The sequence below is a fragment of the Pseudoalteromonas sp. Of7M-16 genome (assembly GCF_022347805.1).
Lineage (GTDB): Bacteria > Pseudomonadota > Gammaproteobacteria > Enterobacterales > Alteromonadaceae > Pseudoalteromonas > Pseudoalteromonas luteoviolacea_F.
This window is the reverse complement of sequence record NZ_JAKRFY010000012.1, coordinates 85,958-102,679: the sequence shown is the minus strand read 5'-3', so window position 1 is coordinate 102,679 and position 16,722 is coordinate 85,958. Positions and strand designations below refer to the sequence as shown.

The 16,722-nt window shown below is 38.3% G+C and carries 11 protein-coding genes; 6 read left to right on the top strand and 5 right to left on the bottom strand.

From position 1 onward, the window contains the following. Window positions 1-34 precede the first annotated feature (34 nt). A complete protein-coding gene (locus MHN81_RS13955; RefSeq protein WP_239426003.1) occupies window positions 35-868 on the bottom strand; it encodes an alpha/beta hydrolase-fold protein in 834 nt (277 codons plus the stop codon). A 277-nt stretch (window positions 869-1,145) separates the two neighbouring features. On the opposite strand from MHN81_RS13955, the gene MHN81_RS13950 reads away from it, so the two are divergent. Then, on the top strand, window positions 1,146-3,299 hold the full coding sequence (locus MHN81_RS13950; protein ID WP_239426002.1) for a winged helix-turn-helix domain-containing protein: 2,154 nt from the start codon (window positions 1,146-1,148) through the stop codon (window positions 3,297-3,299). Between the two features lie 376 nt (window positions 3,300-3,675). Here MHN81_RS13950 and MHN81_RS13945 read toward each other — a convergent pair whose 3' ends face one another. Both MHN81_RS13945 and MHN81_RS13940 read right to left on the bottom strand, forming a co-directional pair. Further along, window positions 3,676-4,143: a hypothetical protein gene (locus MHN81_RS13945; protein ID WP_239426001.1), complete on the bottom strand. Its 468-nt coding sequence runs from the start codon at window positions 4,141-4,143 to the stop codon at window positions 3,676-3,678. An 825-nt stretch (window positions 4,144-4,968) separates the two neighbouring features. Continuing rightward, the gene (locus tag MHN81_RS13940) at window positions 4,969-5,400 is read right to left on the bottom strand and encodes an AlpA family transcriptional regulator (RefSeq protein ID WP_239426000.1); all 432 of its coding nucleotides are present in this window, start codon (window positions 5,398-5,400) and stop codon (window positions 4,969-4,971) included. A 114-nt stretch (window positions 5,401-5,514) separates the two neighbouring features. On the opposite strand from MHN81_RS13940, the gene MHN81_RS13935 reads away from it, so the two are divergent. The 5 genes from MHN81_RS13935 (at window position 5,515) to MHN81_RS13915 (ending at window position 14,132) form a co-directional block, all read left to right on the top strand. Then, on the top strand, window positions 5,515-5,910 hold the full coding sequence (locus tag MHN81_RS13935) for a hypothetical protein (protein ID WP_239425999.1): 396 nt from the start codon (window positions 5,515-5,517) through the stop codon (window positions 5,908-5,910). 192 nt (window positions 5,911-6,102) lie between these two features. After that, window positions 6,103-10,581: a hypothetical protein gene (locus MHN81_RS13930; protein WP_239425998.1), complete on the top strand. Its 4,479-nt coding sequence runs from the start codon at window positions 6,103-6,105 to the stop codon at window positions 10,579-10,581. Beyond that, a complete protein-coding gene (locus MHN81_RS13925) occupies window positions 10,581-11,333 on the top strand; it encodes an Imm49 family immunity protein (protein ID WP_239425997.1) in 753 nt (250 codons plus the stop codon). Before MHN81_RS13930 ends, MHN81_RS13925 begins: the two co-directional genes overlap by 1 nt. Further along, entirely contained in the window at window positions 11,330-12,658 is a 1,329-nt protein-coding gene (locus MHN81_RS13920) for a hypothetical protein (RefSeq protein ID WP_239425996.1), read from the top strand. Before MHN81_RS13925 ends, MHN81_RS13920 begins: the two co-directional genes overlap by 4 nt. A gap of 403 nt (window positions 12,659-13,061) precedes the next feature. Further along, window positions 13,062-14,132 (top strand): hypothetical protein, encoded by a 1,071-nt coding sequence (locus MHN81_RS13915; RefSeq protein ID WP_239425995.1) that lies wholly within the window; start codon window positions 13,062-13,064, stop codon window positions 14,130-14,132. A 281-nt stretch (window positions 14,133-14,413) separates the two neighbouring features. Here MHN81_RS13915 and MHN81_RS13910 read toward each other — a convergent pair whose 3' ends face one another. Then, a complete protein-coding gene (locus tag MHN81_RS13910; protein ID WP_239425994.1) occupies window positions 14,414-15,136 on the bottom strand; it encodes a hypothetical protein in 723 nt (240 codons plus the stop codon). A 481-nt stretch (window positions 15,137-15,617) separates the two neighbouring features. After that, window positions 15,618-16,709, bottom strand: a complete 1,092-nt coding sequence (locus MHN81_RS13905) for a hypothetical protein (protein WP_239425993.1) — start codon at window positions 16,707-16,709, stop codon at window positions 15,618-15,620. Between the last annotated feature and the right edge of the window lie 13 nt (window positions 16,710-16,722).

Below are 16,722 nucleotides of genomic sequence, written 5' to 3'. Positions count from 1 at the left end.
TATATTCGCACTTATCAGCGCAAACAAATGTTTCTTATAGATTTGATAACCATGTCACGCCGCGGGCGACGGTCATTGGCACTGCTTGCGAGTGGTCACCATCCATCACTTCATGTGTCAAAGACAGCTGGCCCTGTTTATGCTCATTTAACCTAGATATCAGTTTATCAACATGCTTTTTCAGTCGCGGTTCTTGGTCGCCATATGAAATAAACACATTTGCGTCTAGTTGCTTCTGTTTGATCAGTAATTCACTTAAATAATCCACGCTGCCACCGAGAGCTGGACTACCCAATATGTAGTGATTAAAAGTATCTGGCTGTGCAATCAATGCGTACATTCCAAATTGCCCGCCAAGTGAATAACCAAAATATGCGCGCTGTTTTGGTTTGGTGTTATAAAGTGCGTCAATCCGTTTAAAAACATCTTTGCGAATAAAAGCTAAATGCTCCGCAGCTTGGCCAAAATGATATTTTGCCTGCCTAGCCTGATCCTTTGACGGAGTGACCGTATAATCACGAAATCGACTGGCATGTGGCGCTGCGGGTTCACCATTGATCTTAGGCATGTCTTTTTGCCAAGATATGCCAACTAAAATGACTTCATCCATTAAAAATGTGGTTGCCGCTGACAACAAATCAAGTTGCCATACCGCATCGGTAAAATAAACAACTGGGTAGCGACGTTTTGGATCTTTTCCATACTCTTCAGGTAGCTTGACCAATAACTCGTATTGGCCACCATTGACTGAATTGGTGATTGGCACAACTTGCGTTCTTGGCATGGTATACGATGCAAACTCCGCGGCCTGAATGTTCATCAGCGGTATCATCATGTATATCAATGTCAGCACATATTTTTTCATCATTATTCCTCGTTATTTATGCTAAGTGGGCTCGGCTAAAACAGCCGCTTTATAGCTTGCCCATCGGTGTCTCTTTGGCTAACTCGGTGATAAGATTAACCTGCTTAGAGTGAGATGCTTGATGTCTTACTGACGTCTCTTTGACTTTACAATGAAAAATAAAATAGCAAAATTTTCAACAGGTTATGATTTGATGTTTATCTATCAAATGCATATGTTAACCTTGCTTTATGCAAGTTAAGATAATTACAATAATTGCTGACTATCAGTAGGAAGGGCTATGCAACAACAGTATTGGGTAGGCGACTTTTATATCGATTTGTCCAGAAACCAAATTTCACACCAAGATCATATCCAAACTCTGGCACCAAAGGCCTTAGCCGTGCTTACCGTCTTAGCCAAACACCAAGGAGAAGTGCTCAGCCAAGATATGCTGCTCGACAGCGTTTGGCAAAATACCATTGTATCCCCTAATACTTTGCAACGTAGTATTGCCCAATTGAGAAAAGCACTCGGTGACGACGGTAAAGTACAAGTTGTAATTAAAACTCATGCAAAACAAGGCTACAGCTTAGAATCGAAAGTTGAATGGGGTGAAAAAACCGGTGCCTCAACAGCGACAACCGTAACGGAGCCTTTGAATACAGCAATTCAGTCGAGTGAGCAAACGGTACATACAAAAGACAGGGTGAGCACCAAGCCTACAAGCAATAAAAAAGTCGCGTTATTTGGTACACTGCTATTTGCCATAATTGGCGCCCCAGTTATCTTTCTTAAGCCGCAACCCACTTCTTTATCAGTCGCCAAACTAACCGCTTTAACAGCAACCGATGATAGGGAAAATGCCGGTATATACTCACCAAATGGTGACTATGTGGTTTTCCATCGCTATGAAGAGCGCCTGTGTATTAACAATATATGGGCAAAACATACGGGCACTCAGAGAGAATATCAATTAACACAAAATTTAAGCTCACATGGAAAACATACTTTTTCAGAGGATGGCCGTACACTTTATTTTGTTCAACAACAAGATTGCAGACAACCAGTTACACAAAAGCAGTGTTATAAACTGATGAGCCTAGATTTTGCAGAGTCACTCGTCTCACCACAGCAACCTAAAACGCTCATGGAATGTAAAAACTCGCGGATCCGCTCACCTAAGTGGATGAAGGGTAATCACCTTGCGCTGCTACAGCAGCATCAAAATAGATGGAAGCTGATCAGTTACGCCATAGATACTCAGCAAAGCCATAAAATTTACGGCTCCCTTGATGACAACGTCATTCAGTTTGCTTATTCTCCATCAGAGGATCTTATCGCCCTCACCAGCGTCAATACGCAGGGAGAGTACTACCTGCAAATCCTTTCCCCCGACGGAGAGGTCCATTCAAAAGTCGCCATTAACTATCCAAGTGAAATCGCACAGTACCGCTTTATTTCCCCTAACTTTTCGCCTTTTGATGAGCAGCTTTTATTCAGTACCGGTAGGCAGTTATTTACTCTTTCTTACGACGGCCAAATTGATAATGTGAGCCTTCCTCTCGATGAGCCTATGGGATCACCAAACTTTCACCCCAGTGGCAGTCGTATCCTCGTGACCAAAGGTTTCTACGACAGTGACATTGCATCGGTGTCACTAAATGAACTTGAGAACTCGGCTCAAGATCCAATGCATGACAATCATCGCAAGGTATACAGTATTATTGAACGCTCAATTTCTGCAGAAGATAGCGCGACATTCCAACCTATGGGTAATAAACTGGCCTTTAGTTCACAGCGCTCTGGCATTGACCAAATTTGGATAAGCGATGGGAAGGCAACTCAGCAGCTCTCACATTTTGCTATGGATAGCTATATTGATGGATTTTACTGGGCAAAAGATGGACAGAGCCTTTTAGCTAATTCAGCGAAGGAAATCTATCAACTTAGCCTCAACGGAAACAGCCAGCACTTTACGTTCCCCTTCCCTATTGATCAACTTTTTCACTGGGACAGTGGCGCTCAAACTGCACTGGCCAATATCAGGATTGGCGGCTTACTCAAATTTGCCCAACTTGATTTGGCAAACTTATCTTATACAGAACTAAGAGATACGCCTGTAAACTGGGCGCAAAAAAGTACCACAGGGCAAATCATCTACACTGACAATTTGGATAGGTTTTGGCGATCAGGCGACATTGAAGATACCCTGATAAAGACGCTAATAGACCAAGGCAGTGACAAGCGATTTATACTTGATGGAGAACGTCTATATGGCATCAATGAACAATATGAGTTATGGCACTATGAACTTGGTAACAAACAATTTAACGTGATCGGAAAACTGCCAAAAAACCTCGATTACCTTACCGATGTACGCCAATCACATGCTCTCATATCACTGCGCATTAATGCCAAAAAAGAATTGGCAGAACTGGTGCTTGCTCAGTAAATCTAATCTTTGAGGTTATTACTGAATACGTAAAAAACACATTGATTTTGATATAGAGCGAGAACTTGAGGACCATGTGAGCGGCGATTTAGTAGAGCTCAAAGTCAACAACATTTCAAAAATACGCTCTAAAACAGGATCTCAATAGTAAACGCACTCTTAAAGCGAAAAGCAAAGCCCATCTCGAAAAAAATTGAACATTTTATTTCTGAGGATAACACCTGTGAGGGCAAGGCGTTTTTGTGAATAATTCAGATTTCGTACTATTAACAACTTAGCAATTTTCCCTTGCTCTCATCAGCTCCACAACAAGGAGTATCATCGCGTGATCTGCTTACCAAACAACCAAGAAGATGAACGCCTGTATATCAGATAGTTAAACACTCGCGTGGAATCTCCCCGCACCTCCAAAATGATAAGCTTCTAGTGTATGGAGAAGCTCTTTGGAGAACGCTACTTGAGAGGCTGGTGCACCGCTCGCAGTGGCCTCTCTTAATCGCTCTTTTTGCATTGCAATAACATCTACTTTCTCATTTTCGGCTTTAGATAATGCACTCAAGGAAACTTGCCCATCCCCCTGATTTAGCCCTGTCGCCGTCGCTGTATAATTCAGTGAAAGTGACGCGTGTTGCCCCAAGGTCAGTACACCTTCGTCATACAAAGCTTTTGATGCTTGAGAAAGCTCTTTCATCGTCATATTGGTAAAATCAAATTTATCATTTTCCGTATGACCACTTGCCGCCCCAGATGACAGCAATATTTTGCCTGATTTTTCACCAGATACAGTTTGCTGAGCTTGAACTATTTGCTGACTATATACAAGCGATTGATTTTGAACCTTCATTGTATAAATCCTTCTATTAGTGGCTTTACAAACTAGGCAAAGTTTATGCCTATCTCATAGATGCTTTTTTATTTGGCTCTATTTAGGTGAAAGTGCAAAGTATCTCCTCCATAAACTGAAACAGCTCATAAGTAGAACTTCTATCAATATAAGAAGGCGTAGAGCTTAGCTCAAGCTCTTACGAGCACGGTTTGAAGTCAATGTGGCATATACTTGTAACGTAGCAGGACTAAGTCGCGACGTTTATTGCTAACGATGTATACAAACGCCTGATGATAAAGTGATTGATGTATTGTCCATGTTTGTTGAGCAGTATCTTAGACAGGGAATGCCAAAACAAATTCAACAGCTACCATGAGCCAGAATTGACATCAAGTACGGTAGGAATTGGGCCACTGAACAGTGTATAAAGCTTGGTTTTATTAGGCTTGCAGGTCCGTATCAGCATGAGAGTTGTCGAGCTATTTAATCGCAACTATCAAGAAGAGGTATTGGATTTATATCTGTTTGAATCACTGTAACAGGTTAGTGACATTACAAACGAGTGATTAGGTATTTATGATTATAAACAACCCCATGATACTCTATAAGATCAAATTTCAATGGGCTATCTTGAGACAGCATCATTCTACTAACGAGCTGTGCTAAATCAGTAACATAAAAAACCCAAGCAATGGCTTGGGTTTTTCAGTATTAGCTTAGGCTAAAGGCAGATTTACATCATGCCGCCCACCCTGAAGCTAAGCAGCTGTTTTAATTGAACTAATAAAGTGGGAAAAAGTAGTGATACCCCACTTTATACCCCTCGGGTGAAAAAAGATAAATTTATCTGTTTTTCATCCAGTTTTCGATATCAACAGAGCGCCAGCCAACACTTCTACTACTAATCGGAACGCGCGAAGGGAATTCGCCTTTTCGCTCCATACGCCACAATGTTGTGCGACTAAGCCCAACCATTTGGGTAACTTCTTCTAGCCTTAAGATTCTTTCCTGGTGTGTGTTTTGAGACTGCTTGGCTTGCTTCACTGGTTCGTTAACGTGCTCCAACATGTACTCCAGAAGCATGTAACCAAAGAACTCTATGTCTGCATTTGGAAGGGATATGTAACCAATCTTATTTTGAGCAATCAGTTGCTCGACCGTTTTCAATGGACAACGCAAAAAAAGTGAGGCTTCTTGCGTGCTTAAACGCTGATATAGCCCCAACCCCATACTATCTGATATATCGCATAATTGCTGTGAAAATGCTTGTCCCATAGCTGATTAAAATAATGTTTTTTCCTCTGAAAATCAAAGTAATATTACAGCTATTGCTTTTTAACTCGATCAAGCACAAAATCACTTATATGTTCTATTAACAGGCGTGTTATTTTGAAAGCTCATTTTTACCATCCTATAGACGATTCTCTTGAAGCTAAAGCAAGAGCTTTTAAAGAGGCTTATAGAGCGTGGCTGAATATAGAGGCAAGCTTTCACTATTATGACCAACAAGGCTGGGAAGATCGATTAGGTTCTAAAGAAGACCTTCAAAATGCAATGGAGGTAACTACTACTACTCTTGAGATGGCAATCAATTCATTTTCAATCGAAGACCTACATACTCTCACTCAAGAGGGCTTAATTGATCGTAATGAGATAGACTACTTAGAGTCCTATCTCTCTGAAGATAAGAATACAAAAACATCAATCATCGAAGCTAGAAAAGCTGAGGTGAGAAACCTCAGAAACGTTGAACCATCTCGTAGTTACTTTGATAAAGATCTCTAGTGTCACTATAACGATAACGCCTAATAATCACTATGGCCTGACAGGCCAGCTTCCAACTTCAACACAAATTGATATAGAGTAAGAAATACTAAAACTTCCCCATACCGAACTTGATTAAATAACAACCAGAAGATACATTGTAAACAAAATGGTTAACAAGTGGTTGCATTTATATTTCAAATGGAGGTTTGAGTGAAGTTTTTTCTTTTTCTAGTGTTTTTCTTTTCCATTTTTAGTCTTTCTGCATCACCAACGAGTGTCAGTCCGAATCCAGGATATGTTAATCAAAGTTTCACTTTTACAGTCACTCTGAGTAGTGCCTTGCCAAGAGAGAATGACCTAAGAATTGCTCTCGGAGACGGTGGTGGTGGTTGGCTTGATTACAAAATCATGGAAGAGAATAGTAACCGCACTTATTTTTCCTATTCAAAAACAATAAAAAAGTCAGGCGATCGCTTATATAAAATTGGGATATTCAGCAATGGAGCTCTCTATAGTGAGACGCAAACATACAATTACACGGTTCTCCCACCTGAAGCAGATAGCATTTCAAAAAATACGGCTACCTTAGGGGAGTTCACAAACTTCATTGTAAGAGGTCGAGGGTTTTCGTCTGATTTTGTAGCCAATATTGAAGGGACATCTGTCCATTGTGGTAAAGCATCTGTTTCTTATTCACAAATCGAGTTTAACTGTCGTCCAGCTGAAATAGGGCGTAAGCGTTTTTATTTCAAGGATAAAGCAGGGGGAGATACCATTAGTGGATCTGAGAATTGGTATGTTGAAGTTACCCAACCTACAGAAAACAGTCCTCCAGTCCTTCAGCCCCATAGCTTGCCTAATTCACGTTATGAAATAGGAGACGAAGTATCTTTAATATTATCCGCGCACGACAATGACGACAACTTAAGTCAGATTGATGTTGACTGGAATGATGGGAGTAGTAATGAAGTTGAAGGCAGACCAACAACCAACTACGAACCAGAAACTTTTTCTCGAGTTTTTAATACAGCAGGCCAATATACAATCTCTGCAACAGCATACGATAACAGAAATGCTGCTAGTGAGACTCTCAGGTGGACAATAACAATCGAAGAGTCTTCTGACATAAATTACTCCCCTGAGCTCACTATTATTGAGGAACCATTGGAAGAACCTCAGTATAGCTACATTGTCGGAGAGGTGGTTCCTTTTACAGTTTCCGCTTTTGACAGGGATGGAAATTTAAAACAAATTGACGTCAACTGGAAAGCCGACTCAGGTACAAGTGACACAGAAAATCGTAGAGTAGCAAATAACGAGGTCCAAACCTTTTCACGAACTTATACCTCTCCTGGTATATATAGAGTTTCAGTTACAGCTGTTGACGAGCTTGGTGCTACCAGTTCGACTCAGGATTGGTCCATTCTTATTCGCTCAGAAGACCCCCCTAGCAGTTACGATTTCAAAACCTGCTCTGAAGTTCAATCATCGACTCCTTTTGATTGCACTAAGGAACAAAGCTCTTTTGATGAAGCAGAAGATATCTTTGCATGGGTTAAGTTTGAAGGCTTATCTAATGGCCTACACGTTGTTGAATGGCTATTTGTAAATTCTCAACTCGGCACTGAAGAGAGGGAGTCAAGCAGCTTCACTTGGAATGAAGATCAATGGTACAAAGCACATACACGTTTGCTTAACAAGCAACCTGGAAATTGGTCCGTTGAGTATTATTTGAACTCTGAGAAAATTGGCGAAAAGAACTTTGTCATTCAGAGCGAAGCTCCAACAGTCAGCAGCTTTAGCCCTGCCACTATCGTTCAGAATCAACCTACTGAGATTACTATTGAAGGTGAGCAACTAGGCTCTGATTTTGTTGCCAATATCGAAGACTCTGAAAGCCATTGCCATAATGAAGGCACAAACAACTTAGGCACTCAGCTAAAACTCACATGTACAGCAGAAGTAACTGGAAACAAACGCCTCTTCCTGAAAAACCGACCAGACGGAGAGACCATCAGTGGATCTGAAAACTGGTATATCCTAGTTACTCCAGAACAGACACCAAATCAGCCACCGGAATTTGTATCTGGTTATGCTTCTCCTTCATCAGTTCAAATTGGTGAAAGCATTTCCTTTGAAGCAATATTCCAAGATGCAGATTCTGAGAATATTTATAACGCTACTGCACACTATCGTATCCAAGGAGAAGAAAATTGGTCTCTCCTTGTTCTTGATGCAATCTCTGGAAATGTAAGTACGGGATATACATTTAGAAAATCAGAGACTTTTGATATCGCAGGCTCATATGAATTCAGATTCTCTGCTGAAGATAACCAAGGAGAGTCAGTCACAACTGAAATTATCGGTAATTTTATAGTCGAATCTCCTGACCCTTTTACTCTGTCAGTTGTTTCTAATAATGGCAGAACAACAGCCCCTGGAATTGACTGTCCAGGAGACTGCTCAGAAGTATTATATGAGCCTGTCTACCTCACCTTCACTTCTGAACCAAACTTTGGATACAGCTTCATTCGGTGGAGTATTTCTGGCTCATGTGAATCAACATCAGATACTACCAACACCACCATTGAACTATTTATAAAAGGTGATTGTAATGCTGAAGCCATCTTTGGCTTACCAGATAGCAACTCTGCGCCAATTATAACACTTGTTGAGCATGGTAAAACTGAGAATAAATATGAGGGGATAGACTTTCTTAGGAGCAAGTCAGGAAAGTACCTGAAAATCTCAGATAAAGCAGTCATCCTTTTTAAAGTAGATGACCCCGACGAAGATCTAGACTATTTAGATGTAAATTTCGATGGTAGTGAAAGGCCTCCAGTCAAGGTCAATTTAGATCGTGGTTCGGGTTTATATTACGCTGAGCACGAATATGAAAAATCGAATTACCCAGATGCAACCACAGAACCATTCTGGAAAAGAGAAAATCTTGAGTGGTCAGCAGTAGCATATGATAAGAACGGTAATGCTAGTAACAAATTATCGAACTCTGGATTTGGTATATATGATAGTGACGGTAGGCAGAAATATATTAAGCGAAAATTACAAGCTGAGCGAGAAAAGCTATCAGAAGTCTTAAACCAAATAGATAGAGCTCAGAAAGACATTGAGATAATAACGTCCACCATACTAAAATCTGACACTAAAAGTGAAATCGATTTATATATAAGCGAATCATTATCAAATCTAAACTTAGAAAACATATCTTACAACATAGATAGTGACGAAAAATGCCTTTGGCTTGATATACATAACAATTGCCTCATTGACCAGCACCAGTCTGATCAAAAGCAATACTCCTATACTATTGACGGAGAAGACGAAAGATATAATTACCTGATATATGTTAAGTATAGTGAGGAAGCGCCCTTCCCAGCTTCTGTTTGGGTTGAATACAGCTTAAATGACCAAGGACTCATCACACCGTCTTTCCAAGCAAATAATTCAAAGCACCTAAAGCTGCTGTCAAACCTACTGTCTGAAGACGTTAAGAATGATATTGACATATATGAGTCAAGTTCAATCCCCCCCCTAGATCATGAATATAAATCTGTATGCTATATCGGAGAAGAAGATTCTCTTTCACTTGCAGATGTTGAACGCTTAGAAAATAGTATTCCTAAGGAACTTGTTGAGCGATTGAAAAATGCTGTAACACTCTCATTCAATACATATAAAGATGAGATTGTAGCGACGGGAAACAGTGTTGCGAACGGAATAAACATAGCTTTAGACTCAAATGCCAGCATAAAGGATAGAGCTCATGGAGCTGTAAGCTTCACTTATAAAATCCCTTTAGGAACACTCAAAGCTATATTTTCCGTAGTCGACTCAGCCATTTACGGTGCTGGTCAACCTGAAATAGACGCATTTCTTAGAAAGACACAAGGCATCACTTCAGATGCTTTTAACTCATTAGACGAAGAATTAAGAAATGAAATTTTATCACAAGCTGGTGATATTGCCGACGTCATAAACTCAAACGATGAGTTAAGAGCCTCATTTGAACTTGCGACATTAGGTATTGGAGGCAAATACAAGAAAGCTACAAATAGGCAACCAGGGGTTATTGCGTCACGAGCATTAGATGTCAAAAAGAAGTTTTTAAAAACTACAAGCCAGCCTCTGAGTAAGATCAAAGCGGTTGAATATGACACCTATTTGGGCAAGAAAAAATTTGATAATTTTGGGGTGAGTGTTGAACTAAGCGGAGACAATAAGGTACAGGCCAAAGATATCGCAAATGAAGGGAAAGGTAAAAATGATCCTGATGGTAAAAAAACAGAAGAGCTAACGAACAATGTTTTCCAAGAAATACTCGGTGACACATACAAGTCATACAAGGAGTTAGGATGTTATTATACAAACTGCAAGCATGGTTTTGATGATATTTTCATAGAAGGTCAACTTGATAATCCAACAAAAATAGTTATTGTAGAATCAAAACAACTTCACAATGGTGCAGCCAAATTAACTAAAGGTAAAGGAGATAACCATAACCAAATGTCAGATGAATGGATTGACAAAGTTATAGAGAAGTTAATTGAAGAAGGGGGTGAAAAAGAGAAACTGGCAAGATCTTTAGAGGACAACTTGACCAAAATAGATAAGTATGTTGCAGGAGTAAATAGAAGTGAAGAAACTTTAGATATATTAATGATAAAATAATGAAAAAAGAACTATCAGAATTTTTAATTGAAAAATTCCCTATAAAAAGAATTGAAGCCAAAATAAATAGGACACTTTCAATTTCTGAAGAAGCTCGCTGCACCAATTTAGTTAGTGGGAAATATTATAGCGCGCATGCAGTATATCACCTATTCAACAAAGAAAATTTAGAAAAAGCGAAACAATTTTTCTTTCTATATGGAAGAGCCATTGAGATTAATGTAAGAATTTTTGATAGCGATCAATCATTACAGTTTTACATTCAAGATGCTGTATATTTATTACTTTCTGACAACATTGATTTAATTGAAAGGTTCTCAGAAATAAAAGGTGAAAATTATAGTTCTCGACTTAAAGGTGGATCTTTAGTTCCATTAATCCAAGCCTTAATAAGAGGTGACTTTGAACTTTTTGATAAGCAGCTTAAAGTTAGCAGGAATAGAGCAGAGAAAAAAGACTGGAAGTGGATGACTCCCGATTTAGATGCACTTGAGGGGATCAGAACACAAGATATACCTAAAATTGAAGAAGCAATTATGACTCTTGCAACAAAAAAACATAGGTATAGAAACAGTGGAAAAACTTACAGTAAACTTCTATCCATACCAGCCCTTGGTTATGCCAAGCTAGCTTGGTTAAAAGGAATTGAGGTTGAAATTGATCATCCCCTCATTCCAAAAGAGTTACTACCCGTAAAACCAAATTCAGAGTATTGGGAGTATGACTATATGAAAATGGAAGATTTCAAATGAAAGAAATAAAACTGAGTTTAGCTTTATCCGTATCTCTCGTACTTCTAACTTCGTGTGGTGGTGGCGGTGGAGGCAATGATAGTTCAGTATCAACACCCCCTACTCCAGTCCATGGCGTATGCGGTTCAGCAAACAAAACCTACTCCTATACAGATTTTGAATTTGGTAGCGCTGATAATTTTTGTGCTTCTGGGGACGAACACAATAAACCTTCTAGCTTCCCTGCTTCTGGCAGTAATGTTTCCTGGGAGTGTAAGGGACAAAATGGCGGCACTACTGCTAGCTGCCAAGCTTCTAGATTGAAAATAGAATTATCTGAGGATAATAAGAAGAGCTTCATAAATGCTTCGGTAAATGTAGGTGAAAATGGGGTATCTAACGCATCAATTGATATATTTACATTAGATAAATCTCAGCTTATTTATACAACGAGTACGGACGAAGCTGGAAACTTTAAAATAAGCCAAACCTTTATCAACGACAAATTTGACTCTCAAGAGATTGATTACATTCTCGTAAAATCTTCATTTGGTAGTGCTGGTAGTTCAAGTCCTGTTGATATGCCTTCAGAGATTTATGGTGTAATACCAAAGGAAGTGATACTGGACTCAGAGGAATTTTCTGTAAATCTAATAACCTCTTCAGTTTACGAAATAGCAAAGATGGGTACAGTAGAAAATAGAATTATGTCCTATATTTCAAATAGGCTATTTCCTGTCGATGTAAATGAGGATGGTTTTATAGACTACGCTGATGCGTATTCACCTAAGCTCAAGGAACAAGAATCAGAATTCAAAGGGGATAGATATAAAAGAATTGCAACCGCACTGAAAAGTGAAGGTTCAAATGATAACAATGATTTAATTGCTACACTCGATATAGTACCTATTAAATATACAGTAAGCGATGGAAATTTCACAATAACGCTAAATAAGGGCAAGAAAGACATTTTCTACACTACAAACTCCATGTTTGATATTAACAGTGCTAAAAAATATGAAAATGAATTAAAGCTTAGTAATGGAAGCTACTTCACCTACGCTCAATGCAGTGATGATAAACAATGCGGTTCTAAACAAGTTATTTCAACGAATGGGGATAGACTACTCTACCACAATCATTTAGAGGTAGCGTCCAACTCACAGATTGACATCACTTACATGAATGAATTGCGAGGTATCATCCATGAAAAACACAAGACTTACACCGATGCTCAGTCAAGTAAAAAAGATACAGAAGCAGAGCTAGATTCATTGTTGCAAGACGCGGAGTCTCTTAAAAGCTCAGTCGCTGAAATTGAGAGTGAGGCAGAAGAAGACCTATAGATAAAACTTGTGAATATGTTATGCCAGTTGGAAGAGAGGTTGTATTGCTTTACATTGTCAGGCGTAAAAAATTAAGCAATCGCTTGTCAAAAAAGCCATCTGTTAATGCTTTCAATGCCAAAAAAGTATCATACATACTATGAATTCGTTAATTGAAGCTTATTGGTATGAAACCCTAAAAATATATTTGTACTCAGCATACTATCGTTGTTCTTCAAACAATAAGTCAGTCTTTGAGTAAAAGTGTAACTAACAAATAAATTTAAGGGTTATTCAGCACGCATAGCATTTTTAGCTTGAGATTTATATGGCGACTACACTGTTCAAATTAATTGAAGTAGTAGGGTTACTTACAACTTCATAATCACTGCAACTCTTCTGCGAACATAGAATTATGATAAGAATGAATATAATAAAGACTTCATGGGTTTTAAGTTCCATATTTATATCTGGATGTATTGTAACTCCGTCAATTTACGACAATACAGTTACTGATCACGCTGCATATAAGAACAAAGGCCAAATTGTAAACTACACAGCTAAAGAGAAAAGAACCTTCATTGACAGAAAAGAAGTATCAATGATTTCTGATACAGAGTTTCAAGCTAACATTATAGATTATGGCGAAACCATAAAATACATTGAGAAAAATAAGGAAATCGATTTAACTGAAGGCGTTCTTCCACGAGATACTCATAGAGATTGGGATGTTCTTTATGGGGGTAGTACATACATAGCTAAGGTTATTAAAAAATCTGATATAGACGGTAGCAATGCTGTTGAACTAAAAATAGCTGTAGAGGCTGAAATAATAAGTAATGGCGTTAGTATAGCCTACTCTGATGCGAACAAAGAACTATCTCTAGTTAAAGAAGCTTCCATGCCAACAAGCGCTAATGACAATTGGGATGAATTGTATTATTCACCTGATAAACAATATGGCATGTATAAAAACATAGAAAAAGGTGTATATAAATTTTTCCTTGTCGGTGAAGCTGGATATTTGTGGCAGTATGAATTCGTCCCTAAATTTGAAATACTAAAATCCTATTCCAAAGGAGTTTATAGGTTGGCTGTTGTTAGTCAAGACAAGGCCTTAGCCTATGACTTTCTTCCAACAAAAAACTTCATATGTGCTGATCTAATAAAGCAATATGCTAGTGTTAGGCAAAGACAAGGGAAAGCTATAGCAACGACAGTTCTTCTTGGCTTAATTCAATCATATACGAATTATAGCGTGACTACACACCATGGTAGTTCTACATCTTCATATAGCGGAATATATAATGATAGTTTTGGCCGTGGTTCATGGTCTGGCTATGGCTCTAGTCACTATTCAGGTTACAGCAAAACATATAACTACAGCTTCATCGCAGATAGAGCTAAAGATATTCTAGATATTGCTTTTAGCCCAGGAGCAACAATAGATAATATAGAGGCTGCATTAACAAATAATGGATGTAAAATACCTTAAAAATAGCTATAGCAGCGTTTCCAACAACCTCCTTTGTCGCAGAAGCAATTGTCAGGCTTGATTAAGTCACGCTAATCAAATCTGGCAATACGAGTTAGGCTGTTCAAATACCATGAAATTTGCATTAGTTATTCAAAATTAACAGCACGGGTTTAGTTAAGTTGGGCCCTTTGACTACCTACTATTACAACGAGCCCCCTAAGCGTCTCCTAAACGTTATTCTGCTATAAATACGCTCATCAATTTGTGGCAAATAGCCAATCAACTTCACTACTTTCATGTTAATCTGTGTTATTCACTTTAAAGACGTAAAGTTTGTCTAATACTTCTTCGCCTTTTACTTCTAGAGCTTCAAACCCATATTTCAATGCTAACCTTAGCCCATCTATTGTAGTTGGTTTTGTGTACACATCTTTTGGGTTAGATTCTAGTAAGTTGTCTAGCTGAGTTTTCATTGAATTTAGAGTGGCATACTTCGAAAGCCTCCCTTTAGCTCCTATAGCTCCAATGTAGTACGCTGAAGGTTCTTCATTTTCTTTACAAACGAACTCAGATCGAAAATTTGCACCATCAGCACTTCCGTTATTGAGCTCTTTCAAACCTTCTTTATTTACGGGTAAAATACAAAAGAAACCTGTAATTTCTACTTTTTTAAACTTCCCAAAAGACCTTTCAGATTCCACAATCCAATAAATATTTTTATTTTTTTTAAACCATTGCTTTGAATCATTAAAACTAGAAAACCTACCTGTAAATGTTTGTTTGCAAAACTCATAGGCATCTCTGAGATCATTTCTCGTAACTTTCCTTATCATTACACCACTATTTGTATATTTCGGTATGACATAAAGCCCACATAAAATAACACCCAAAACTCCGATAGAGAGCCCGGCTGCTGTGAATAATAAGCTATAAGGTACAACTATAAACTGAGGGGTAGCAGATATAAAACCTCCTACAGTCACAAGTGAAACTCCGTTGTTTTTTAATCTACTAGCTTCCATATCTTTCCTCTTTGATTTTAAAAGTTAACTATTTTCCTTTTACCCATAATTGAATTTATTAAAGCAACTATTAAGCACAACTAATTGTCAATGATATACGCCTTGGGTGCCTTCCAGCTCATTTAACCCGCCAGGGTTTTGTTAACTAATGACATTGATTTTATTTGGTTGACACAATCGATGTATGAAGCTTAATTTGATTTGCTAGCCTTCAGATATAACCAAGTAACATGTAACCAAAGAGTTCAACTGTATCTTTGCTTATCAGGACTTATAAAGGTTTGCTTTTTCTTAATCAGGCCAGCCAAACGCAACATGAGTGCGAGAGAAATGCTAAAAAAGACTCCCTTTGATATCTTCAGTTATCCTTTCAATTATTTTTCACATCCTTCCAAGATCGTAATGGGTGTCAATTTTCAACTTCTAAAGTTATTTATGGTCAATGAATCATCGAAAATCAACCTCATTGTTTTTGTATTAATCAAAATCTGTCATTGAATGCCAATATTAAATTGCTGTTTTTTTTCAAAGCGCGATTTCTAACAATTCGACTTCTACTGTAGCGAAGTGAATTCACTTGCTTGAACAGATTTTTTAGCTCGCTCTTTTTCTTTTGATACATGACTAAATCAGTGGAGCATTGCTGATAATTTTGCTCTTTTTTTTGGTTCACTAGAGCATCGCAGTGCATATCAAACCGCGATAAACAGCTAGAAACAGAAGCAGTTGTTGCAATTGCAGAACCAACTTCCAGCAAATATCCTGCACCTTGAACGAAGATGTTGTCAGAACTAGTAAGCTCATCACCTAGCTCATCACCTATTTCTGCACCTGTAACCTTTCCACCAACAACTGTTTTACAGAAAACAGCTGAAGCGAGTTTTTGTCTTCTTTTTTCATCATTTGATAAGTTTTTACTCTCTATTTTTTCCTTAACTAAGTAGCGGCAAGCTTTAGAACCTAGAGGCCTAAAACAGTCAATATATAGTCGATCGAGCTCCTGCTGAGGCCTGCCACAAAGGCTACTAATGGGCTTAATATATGGCTTATCACAAGACTGTGTTCTAGAATTAAAATTTGAATTTTTCAAAACTACTTCACTATCAATGTCAGCTTTTAGTCTTCTAATTTTTTGTTCTAATTCTTCGATAGCCATATCGGCTGAAAATTTCTTTTCAAGCTCTGTGTTGATGAAGCAGTTATATTCTGAATAAATTGATAAATCATATTTCGGCTTCCCCCTCCTAATTTCAAAACAAAGCTTTCCTTTATCCTTGTATATATCATATAGCCTCCACCTCAATTTCTTGTCCGACAAAAGAAATTCTCTGTTTTCATTTGCAGTCATAAGCAGTTCGTCCCCCAAGTAAAGCCCATAGCCACTTCCTGGATATATGTTCTTTTTGTTTCGGTACTTAGGTGCAAGCTCGACTCGTATCATAGACTGAGTGTAACTAATACTTTCATGATGAATGCGATCTACTCGTTGTTGGTCCTTATACATTGCGCTACAACCTGACATCAAAGCTATAACGATTGAAAGCGATGACATTTGTTTAAAACATCGTGCCATGTTTAGTCCTTTT

Excerpts from the sequence above, each read along its gene's own strand:
- MHN81_RS13955 (WP_239426003.1), bottom strand. The coding sequence starts at position 868 with ATGATGAAAAAATATGTGCTGACATTGATATACATGATGATACCGCTG.
- MHN81_RS13950 (WP_239426002.1), top strand. The coding sequence starts at position 1,146 with ATGCAACAACAGTATTGGGTAGGCGACTTTTATATCGATTTGTCCAGA.
- MHN81_RS13945 (WP_239426001.1), bottom strand. The coding sequence starts at position 4,143 with ATGAAGGTTCAAAATCAATCGCTTGTATATAGTCAGCAAATAGTTCAA.
- MHN81_RS13940 (WP_239426000.1), bottom strand. The coding sequence starts at position 5,400 with ATGGGACAAGCATTTTCACAGCAATTATGCGATATATCAGATAGTATG.
- MHN81_RS13925 (WP_239425997.1), top strand. The coding sequence starts at position 10,581 with ATGAAAAAAGAACTATCAGAATTTTTAATTGAAAAATTCCCTATAAAA.
- MHN81_RS13920 (WP_239425996.1), top strand. The coding sequence starts at position 11,330 with ATGAAAGAAATAAAACTGAGTTTAGCTTTATCCGTATCTCTCGTACTT.
- MHN81_RS13915 (WP_239425995.1), top strand. The coding sequence starts at position 13,062 with ATGAATATAATAAAGACTTCATGGGTTTTAAGTTCCATATTTATATCT.
- MHN81_RS13910 (WP_239425994.1), bottom strand. The coding sequence starts at position 15,136 with ATGGAAGCTAGTAGATTAAAAAACAACGGAGTTTCACTTGTGACTGTA.
- MHN81_RS13905 (WP_239425993.1), bottom strand. The coding sequence starts at position 16,709 with ATGGCACGATGTTTTAAACAAATGTCATCGCTTTCAATCGTTATAGCT.